The 6,844-nt window shown below is 57.4% G+C and carries 11 protein-coding genes, 2 tRNA genes and 1 pseudogene; 5 read left to right on the top strand and 9 right to left on the bottom strand.

Annotated elements, in window-relative coordinates:
• From QZY07_RS26615 to QZY07_RS26605, 3 genes and pseudogenes are all read left to right on the top strand, one after another.
• Window positions 1–184, top strand: a 184-nt coding sequence (locus QZY07_RS26615; protein WP_295409338.1) for an FtsW/RodA/SpoVE family cell cycle protein, incomplete at its 5' end; no start/stop codon positions are given.
• A gap of 243 nt (window positions 185–427) precedes the next feature.
• Window positions 428–514: pseudogene (locus tag QZY07_RS26610) on the top strand (hypothetical protein); the annotation flags it as partial.
• 158 nt (window positions 515–672) lie between these two features.
• On the top strand, window positions 673–975 hold the full coding sequence (locus QZY07_RS26605) for a site-specific integrase (protein ID WP_295409335.1): 303 nt from the start codon (window positions 673–675) through the stop codon (window positions 973–975).
• 19 nt (window positions 976–994) lie between these two features.
• Here the strand turns inward: QZY07_RS26605 and QZY07_RS26600 are convergent.
• Window positions 995–1,070: transfer RNA gene (locus QZY07_RS26600), tRNA-Glu, on the bottom strand.
• Window positions 1,071–1,130: 60 nt separating this feature from the next.
• A tRNA-Ala gene (locus QZY07_RS26595) sits at window positions 1,131–1,206 on the bottom strand.
• Between the two features lie 195 nt (window positions 1,207–1,401).
• On the opposite strand from QZY07_RS26595, the gene htpX reads away from it, so the two are divergent.
• Window positions 1,402–2,289: a protease HtpX gene (gene htpX, locus QZY07_RS26590; protein ID WP_295409332.1), complete on the top strand. Its 888-nt coding sequence runs from the start codon at window positions 1,402–1,404 to the stop codon at window positions 2,287–2,289.
• Between the two features lie 277 nt (window positions 2,290–2,566).
• Window positions 2,567–3,214, top strand: coding sequence for a GTP cyclohydrolase I FolE (folE, locus tag QZY07_RS26585; protein WP_295409329.1), 648 nt, complete (start codon window positions 2,567–2,569; stop codon window positions 3,212–3,214).
• A gap of 114 nt (window positions 3,215–3,328) precedes the next feature.
• Here the strand turns inward: folE and ilvC are convergent, their stop codons facing one another.
• The 7 genes from ilvC to QZY07_RS26550 form a co-directional block, all read right to left on the bottom strand.
• Complete coding sequence (gene ilvC / locus QZY07_RS26580) at window positions 3,329–4,345, bottom strand: ketol-acid reductoisomerase (protein WP_295409341.1); 1,017 nt, start codon at window positions 4,343–4,345, stop codon at window positions 3,329–3,331.
• A gap of 434 nt (window positions 4,346–4,779) precedes the next feature.
• Complete coding sequence (locus tag QZY07_RS26575; protein ID WP_295409326.1) at window positions 4,780–4,980, bottom strand: hypothetical protein; 201 nt, start codon at window positions 4,978–4,980, stop codon at window positions 4,780–4,782.
• Window positions 4,970–5,239, bottom strand: coding sequence for a BrnT family toxin (locus QZY07_RS26570; RefSeq protein WP_295409323.1), 270 nt, complete (start codon window positions 5,237–5,239; stop codon window positions 4,970–4,972). The genes QZY07_RS26575 and QZY07_RS26570 overlap by 11 nt, the downstream gene beginning before the upstream one ends.
• 151 nt (window positions 5,240–5,390) lie before the next feature.
• Window positions 5,391–5,621 (bottom strand): hypothetical protein, encoded by a 231-nt coding sequence (locus QZY07_RS26565; RefSeq protein WP_295409320.1) that lies wholly within the window; start codon window positions 5,619–5,621, stop codon window positions 5,391–5,393.
• A 13-nt stretch (window positions 5,622–5,634) separates the two neighbouring features.
• Complete coding sequence (locus tag QZY07_RS26560) at window positions 5,635–6,039, bottom strand: hypothetical protein (RefSeq protein WP_295409318.1); 405 nt, start codon at window positions 6,037–6,039, stop codon at window positions 5,635–5,637.
• Window positions 6,040–6,222: 183 nt separating this feature from the next.
• Complete coding sequence (locus tag QZY07_RS26555; RefSeq protein WP_295409317.1) at window positions 6,223–6,435, bottom strand: type II toxin-antitoxin system HicB family antitoxin; 213 nt, start codon at window positions 6,433–6,435, stop codon at window positions 6,223–6,225.
• Between the two features lie 4 nt (window positions 6,436–6,439).
• Window positions 6,440–6,625, bottom strand: coding sequence for a type II toxin-antitoxin system HicA family toxin (locus QZY07_RS26550; RefSeq protein WP_295409315.1), 186 nt, complete (start codon window positions 6,623–6,625; stop codon window positions 6,440–6,442).
• Window positions 6,626–6,844: the final 219 nt, after the last annotated feature.

Raw genomic sequence — 6,844 nt, 5'->3', positions numbered from 1 at the left:
CGGCTTGATCCTGCTGTTTTTTGTCTATGTCTTCGTGAACACCGGCATGGTGACGGGTCTGCTGCCGGTGGTGGGGGTTCCGCTGCCGCTGATCAGTTATGGGGGCACCTCGATGGTGACCCTGATGATCGGATTCGGCATAATCATGGCGGTCGAGACGCATAAAACGCCCGTGCGTCCTTAAGCCGATTTTGGAACCGATGCGAACCGCTTCATCGCTAAACGTCGGGGCGACGGAGCCGCGCCAGCGACGATTAACCGGGAACTCGGCTTACTCTCCAGCGCGATCAACTATGCTCGACGGGAATGGGAGTGGAATATTCCGAACCCGGTGGAAGGTCGAAAGCTGCAAGCGCCCGAGGCGCGCATCAGATGGTTGACCCAAGCGGAAGCGGCTGCGCTGATCCTGGCCGCCGAGGCCGAGCCAATGGCGCCGCACTTGGCCGACTTCATCCGGTTGGCGCTCAATACTGGCTGCCGACGAGGCGAACTGCTTTGGATGGAATGGCCGCGGGTGGATCTCCAGGGCCGGCTAATGCACCTGGAAGGCCACCACACGAAGGCAGGGAATGAGGAGGAGTATTCCGCTCAACGAGGTTGCGGGGACCGCCATTGTGAACCGCGCGCGGTTCCGGGCGCAACACTTGCCCCGGTTCGCCCTGGCTGTTCTGCATGGAGGACGGAAGTCGGATCGGCACGGTCAGACGCAGCTTTGCCACCGCCTGCCGTCGCGCTGGCATTGAGGATTTCCACATCCACGACTTGCGTCACACCTGCGCGGCCTGGATGGCAACGGCTGGAGTGCCACTGCCCGAGATCCGAGACCTGCTCGGTCACGCCTCGGTCACGATGACGGAGAAATATGCACACCTCGCCCCGGATCGGGTAAGGTCAGCGGTCGGAGTCCTAGACCAGCAACAGGGTAGCGCGTCACGTAAAGCGTCACGCTACCCAAGGCCGGTGGAAGGAACTTAGCCTAACGGCTTGTTTTAAATGGCGTCCCCACGGGGGTTCGAACCCCGGTTACCGCCGTGAAAGGGCGATGTCCTAGGCCACTAGACGATGGGGACTAAACTGTTATCGATACTCTAGCGAGGGAAACCGAGTACGGATTTTTATAATGTATCGTTTGGTGGAGCCAGGCGGGATCGAACCGCCGACCTCAACACTGCCAGTGTTGCGCTCTCCCAGCTGAGCTATGGCCCCGCATTCCAAGGCAATTCGCCCTGAGTCCGAGAATATTACTGGCTGTTTTCTCGTTTGTCTACTATAGATTTAAGGCTGTGGTCCGGGGAAAATACCCGCTTCCGATCGGTCCATCCCCCCTTGCCGCGAGCCGAGGTTTCCTGGCCCGAGGCAGTACCGTGGCGTCTTTCACTCACACTCCGGGGTTTCAACGATATGCTGCGTCTCTTTTTGTTTCTCGCGACCAATGTCGCGATCCTGGTCGTGATCAGCGTGGTCTTCCGACTCCTTGGTCTGGACAGCGCGCTGATGGCGAGCGGCGGGATCGACATGACCTCCCTGCTGGTGATGGCGGCCATCATCGGTTTCAGCGGTTCGCTGATCTCGCTGTTTCTGTCGAAGACGATGGCGAAACGCGGCATGGGCGTGCGGATCATCGAACATCCCGCGACGACCGTGGAGCAATGGATACTGGAGACCGTCGCGCGCCAGTCCGAGCGGGCGGGCATCCGGATGCCGGAAGTGGGCATCTTCGACTCGCCGGACCCCAACGCCTTCGCGACCGGCTGGAACCGGAATGCGGCGTTGGTCGCCGTCAGTACCGGTCTGCTCCGGCACATGTCGCGCGAGGAGGTGGAGGCCGTCGTCGGTCATGAGATCAGCCATGTCGCCAATGGCGATATGGTGACGCTGTCGCTGATTCAGGGCGTGCTCAACACCTTCGTGATCTTCCTGGCGCGCATCATCGGCAGCCTCGTGGACCGGGTGATCTTCAAGAACGAACGCGGTCCGGGGGTCGGTTATTTCGTGGCATCCATGGTCGCGCAGGTGCTGCTGTCGGTCCTGGCCACCATGATTGTGATGTGGTTTTCGCGTTACCGCGAGTTCCATGCCGACGCGGGCGGCGCGCGCCTGACCAGCCGGACCCAGATGGCGAACGCGCTGCGGGCGCTACAGCGGGTCCATGAGCCCCAGGATTTGCCGGCCGGCGAGTTTGCCGCCTTCGGCATCTCGGGCCGGATCGGCGAGGGTTTCTCGGCGCTCTTCCGCAGCCATCCGCCGCTGGAAAAACGCATCGCCGCGCTGGAACGCCTGCCGTCGTAAGCGCGGGACGTGGTTCCATCCTTGAGATCCTTAACGCTCCCGCAGACGCTGTCCGGCAAAGAACCGCGGCATCTCGCGGGATGCGTGGGGGCCGCGCGGTTCGTTGGAGGATCCTGCGGCGCTCCGCCAAACCAGCCATGACCAGCCCCATGGACCATCCAGAGTCCACCCGCGTTCTCTTTTCCGCCACCAGCCCCCATTGTGATGCCATGCGTGGAACGGAATGGTTCCGTGTCGCCCCCGCCGGGCAACTCCACTGCTCTGACGAGGCAATACGATGATGGAAAAACCGAAATTGTCGAATCTTCTGGCTCAGAGTCACTATGCCCCAAGTTTCGAGGCCGAATCCGAGGAAGAGGTCTACGACGCCCCCAAGGAGGCATTGGTCAGGAGCATGCTGAGCGAAATCGGCGAGGATCCCGACCGCGAAGGGCTGCGACGCACCCCGCTACGGGTCGCCAAGGCCCTGGATTTCCTGACCAGCGGCTACAACCTGTCCGCAGAGGAGATCATCAAAGGGGCCGTGTTCGAGGAGAACGTCAAGGAAATGGTCGTGGTCCGCGACATCGAGTTCTACTCGATGTGCGAGCATCACATGCTGCCCTTTTTCGGACATGCCCACGTCGGTTATCTGCCCAACGGCAAGGTCGTGGGTCTGAGCAAGGTCGCGCGCGTGGTCGATGTCTTCGCGCGCCGGCTTCAGGTGCAGGAACGGCTCACCAACCAAGTCGCGGACGCCTTGATGGATCATCTCGGCGCCCACGGCGTGGCGGTGGTCATGGAAGCCAGTCACACCTGCATGATGATGCGCGGCGTCCAGAAACAGCGCAGCAGCACGGTCACCAGCGCCATGCGCGGCACCTTCGAGGAAGATCCGCGCACCCGCGCCGAGTTCATGTCTTTCATCAACCGCGCCCGGAATTAAACCGCGCCCCGCGAAACGCGCGGAATGCGCAACCCTCGCCGGACGCGCTCGATACCGGACAGTTGTCGGCTTTTCGTTTCGGCATCCAAAAAAACCGCCAACTGACCAACGATGCTAGTTGCGCGACTTGTCGACCAGCTTCTTCTCGCGGATCCAGGGCATCATCTCGCGCAACCGCTCGCCGACCACTTCGATCTGATGCTCGGCGCCCAGGCGACGCATGGCCTTCATCGAAGCCGCGCCAGCCTGATTCTCCAGGATGAATTCCTTGGCGAACTGGCCGTTCTGAATCTCGGTCAGGATACGTTTCATCTCGGCCTTGGTCTCGTCAGTGACGATGCGTGGACCGCGGGTCAGGTCACCATACTCGGCGGTGTTCGAGATCGAGTAGCGCATGTTGGAAATGCCGCCCTCGTAGATGAGATCGACGATCAGCTTGACCTCGTGCAGACACTCGAAATAGGCCATTTCGGGCGCATAACCGGCCTCGACCAAAGTCTCGAAACCGGCCTGGATCAGCGAGGTCAGACCGCCGCACAACACCACCTGCTCGCCGAACAGATCGGTCTCGCATTCCTCGCGGAAGCTGGTTTCGATGATGCCGGCACGCCCGCCGCCATTGGCGGAGGCATAGGCTAGCGCGATGTCGCGGGCCTGACCGGTGGCGTCCTGATGGACGGCGATCAGGCTCGGCACGCCGCCGCCCTGGGCATAGGTGGAACGCACCAGATGGCCCGGCCCCTTGGGCGCGATCATGATGACATCCAGATCCTCGCGCGCGGCGATCTGTCCGAAATGGACATTGAAGCCGTGGGCGAAAGCCAGCGCGGCGCCCTGCTTGATGTGAGGGGTGACCTGTTCGCGATAGAGCGTGCCCTGATGTTCGTCGGGCGCCAGAATCATCACGACATCGGCGCCGGCGACCGCGTCCTCGATCGACTTGACGGTCAGCCCGGCGTTGGACGCCTTGGCCGCCGAGGCCGAGCCCGGACGCAGACCGACCGTCACCGAGACGCCCGAGTCCTTGAGGTTGTTGGCGTGGGCATGGCCCTGCGAGCCATAACCGATGATGGCAACCTGCTTGCTCTTGATCAGCGAGAGGTCGGCGTCTTTGTCGTAATACACGTTGATGGTCATGCGAGCGATCCTAATGGTCTAAAAATGGGTGGTGGTTAGAGGAATGCTACCTGATCCAATCGCGATCAACGCCATCGTCGGATGGCCTGCGACGGTTCGGGCAGCGTGGGCAAGCAGGTGACAAGGCATTTTAACTTTCGTGACAGTTGCGGAAGGCCGCTTTTTAATGCTTGGCTTCGTGACTCGTGGGTAATGAGTACCGCGCCGTCCGCGGGATCCGCTCTTGAATCGCTTTTAGGCGATTTTGCGAATGTTGGGTTGCCAAAAGCAGCAATCCAACACCGCTGATCAGTCATTGTTGAGCTAAATTCCTAACACGGCGAATGTGATACTTCCTGATGTCTGTCGCAAGGGGATGATGACGCACAGGCCGAAGATGAGTCAGTGAAACAACGTATTTCCCTTCAGTTTTGAAGGGAAACTTCAATTTAGATCAGCATTTTGTGCTCTTCAGCATATTGCCGCAACGCGCGATTGACAGCCTCTGCGTTCGGAAAAAATTTTTTGAGTTCTGGATCGATTGGTACGATATTAGTGCCTTCACGATATCGTTTGGCATATTTCCCCCGAACCCCTGACTTGATCAGTTCGGAAGGATATTCTGGTCGCATTGCTTGATCATTGCTCATAGGCTTTGCGCTCTGAGGACATCATGCGTCGCGCAGAAATAATACGGATGATCTCTGCGCGTTCGGTGAATGAGACTACCAAGTATTTGCCTTCTTGGGATCTTCCAAACAACAGAAAACGCTCTTCTCCTTGCGAATGGTCTGGATCGGAGACAAAAGAGGATAATTCGTCACCGAAAACCTCGGTCGCCTCCCAGAATGTGACGCCATGGTTCTTGACGTTAGCGCCAGCTTTCAATTCGTCCCATTCAAAGTCCATTTGTACGTAGTACCTGCCGACCTAACGTTTGAATTCGCGGCGGGCAAAAAGCGCAGCATTTTGACGGTCCGCTGGAATGATTTGTTAGACGAGCCTTTGACTCAGTTTGACGCTATTCAAGAATAACGTGGTCTGTACCGGTTTTCTCCATCTAAGCGACTTTCAGCAGAACATCTTGTAAGGCACCAGGAATTTGAAGTGGGAAGAAGCGATCTTGACTGTAACCATAGTCTTCGCCGCTTTCGTCAATGACGCGAATATAGCCGTGCGCCTCGGCTGAACTGTCAGGAAGAATTTGGTATAGCTTGCCGACTTCCAGAGATGCGGGATAGCCTTCATTGCTAATGCAAACAGCGAAGGACGGACTTTCATTATTAACCATAGTCATCGTTCCGCTAATCAAGTAGAGGGAACTTCATCTTGAATTCTTTCCTGCCGATACCGTGGGCTTCATACCAGTGTAGCTCCGCAGTCTGTACAGTGCCATCAATGAGTCGGATTTGGGCGAACCCTTTCAGCTTTTTCCAGTTGCCTTTGCCGTATTGCTTCCTGAGTCTTGGGAGGTCACGTATGCCCGTCCCGACAGCAACCGGCTCAATACTCGAAATGGCGCCAACGATTTCAAAATCCATGATTGACCTAAACGATGCTGCGCCATCGCGGTAGGACGGCCAGTTGCCCGACCGCCACCGCACAGATCCCCGCATGCGGAACGACCGCACGGATTCTTCAAAGCCCAGCAGGCTGAGGTGAGGAACGAACTCCAGCAGATGCCGACGTCGATGCTGGGATAGAGACAAGGCATTATCTTGTCTCTACTTTCGTTCACCCCATCCTGCCGCGCTTGAATGAAGCCTAACGTTTGATTAAGCGACCCCGCTGGCACAATCTTGCAAAATAAGCGCCGTGCCGTCAGCAGGGTCCGCTCTTTAACCGCTTATTAGGACAATGCTTGATTTCAAGACTTGACCCCGATGTTTCTGTCAGGCTGCTACTTCCACGTACTCGACATGGCTTTGTGGAACAGGAGGTGCGATTCCATCTTCTCGCATACCCGCCAGGTGGAAATCAATCGCCTCCTTGATTTCCTTCGAGACTTCCTTAATCGAGTTCCCTGTCGCAATGCAACCGGGAAGGTCAGGAACATAAGCGGAAAAATTGCCTGCTGCTTTTTCGATAACGATTGCGTAGCGCATCATTTCACGTCCAGCCTGCTTGTTTGAAGATACTGTTCTTGGTTCCCGGCGCGACATCATCATTCGGTCTTCCGGGGACCGTTACGCGCCCTGGCTTCGTCGGATGTTTGAATTGACGATGGCTTCCCTTTGTCGCAACCAAGAACCAGCCGTCATGTTTGAGCATGGCTAAGATTTCCGTGATCTTCATCGGTTGCCAAATCTTCCTTTCGTTGATGGAGTAGAGACAAGGCAATGCCTTGTCTCTAGTTTCGTTCACCCCATCCTGCCGCGCTGCGGAGTCCGCTCTATTAAGCGATTGTTAGGCGTACCATAGGTGTTCGGGATTTTTTAAGCCTGGACTTCCAGAAGCAACCTATTTAAACGACCTAAGGATGTCTCTCTTTTCTTATAATTTGGATCGAAAATT

The organism is uncultured Thiocystis sp. (assembly GCF_903866365.1).
GTDB lineage: Bacteria > Pseudomonadota > Gammaproteobacteria > Chromatiales > Chromatiaceae > Chromatium.
Note: the sequence above shows the minus strand (reverse complement) of the source record. Positions and strands in the feature narration are given on the sequence as shown.

What these genes read in the sequence shown, in the direction of transcription:
- QZY07_RS26605 (WP_295409335.1), top strand. Translation starts at nt 673, where the DNA reads ATGGAGGACGGAAGTCGGATCGGCACGGTCAGACGCAGCTTTGCCACC.
- QZY07_RS26555 (WP_295409317.1), bottom strand. Translation starts at nt 6,435, where the DNA reads ATGCGCTACGCAATCGTTATCGAAAAAGCAGCAGGCAATTTTTCCGCT.
- QZY07_RS26565 (WP_295409320.1), bottom strand. Translation starts at nt 5,621, where the DNA reads ATGGTTAATAATGAAAGTCCGTCCTTCGCTGTTTGCATTAGCAATGAA.
- QZY07_RS26570 (WP_295409323.1), bottom strand. Translation starts at nt 5,239, where the DNA reads ATGGACTTTGAATGGGACGAATTGAAAGCTGGCGCTAACGTCAAGAAC.
- folE (WP_295409329.1), top strand. Translation starts at nt 2,567, where the DNA reads ATGATGGAAAAACCGAAATTGTCGAATCTTCTGGCTCAGAGTCACTAT.
- htpX (WP_295409332.1), top strand. Translation starts at nt 1,402, where the DNA reads ATGCTGCGTCTCTTTTTGTTTCTCGCGACCAATGTCGCGATCCTGGTC.
- QZY07_RS26575 (WP_295409326.1), bottom strand. Translation starts at nt 4,980, where the DNA reads ATGAGCAATGATCAAGCAATGCGACCAGAATATCCTTCCGAACTGATC.
- QZY07_RS26550 (WP_295409315.1), bottom strand. Translation starts at nt 6,625, where the DNA reads ATGAAGATCACGGAAATCTTAGCCATGCTCAAACATGACGGCTGGTTC.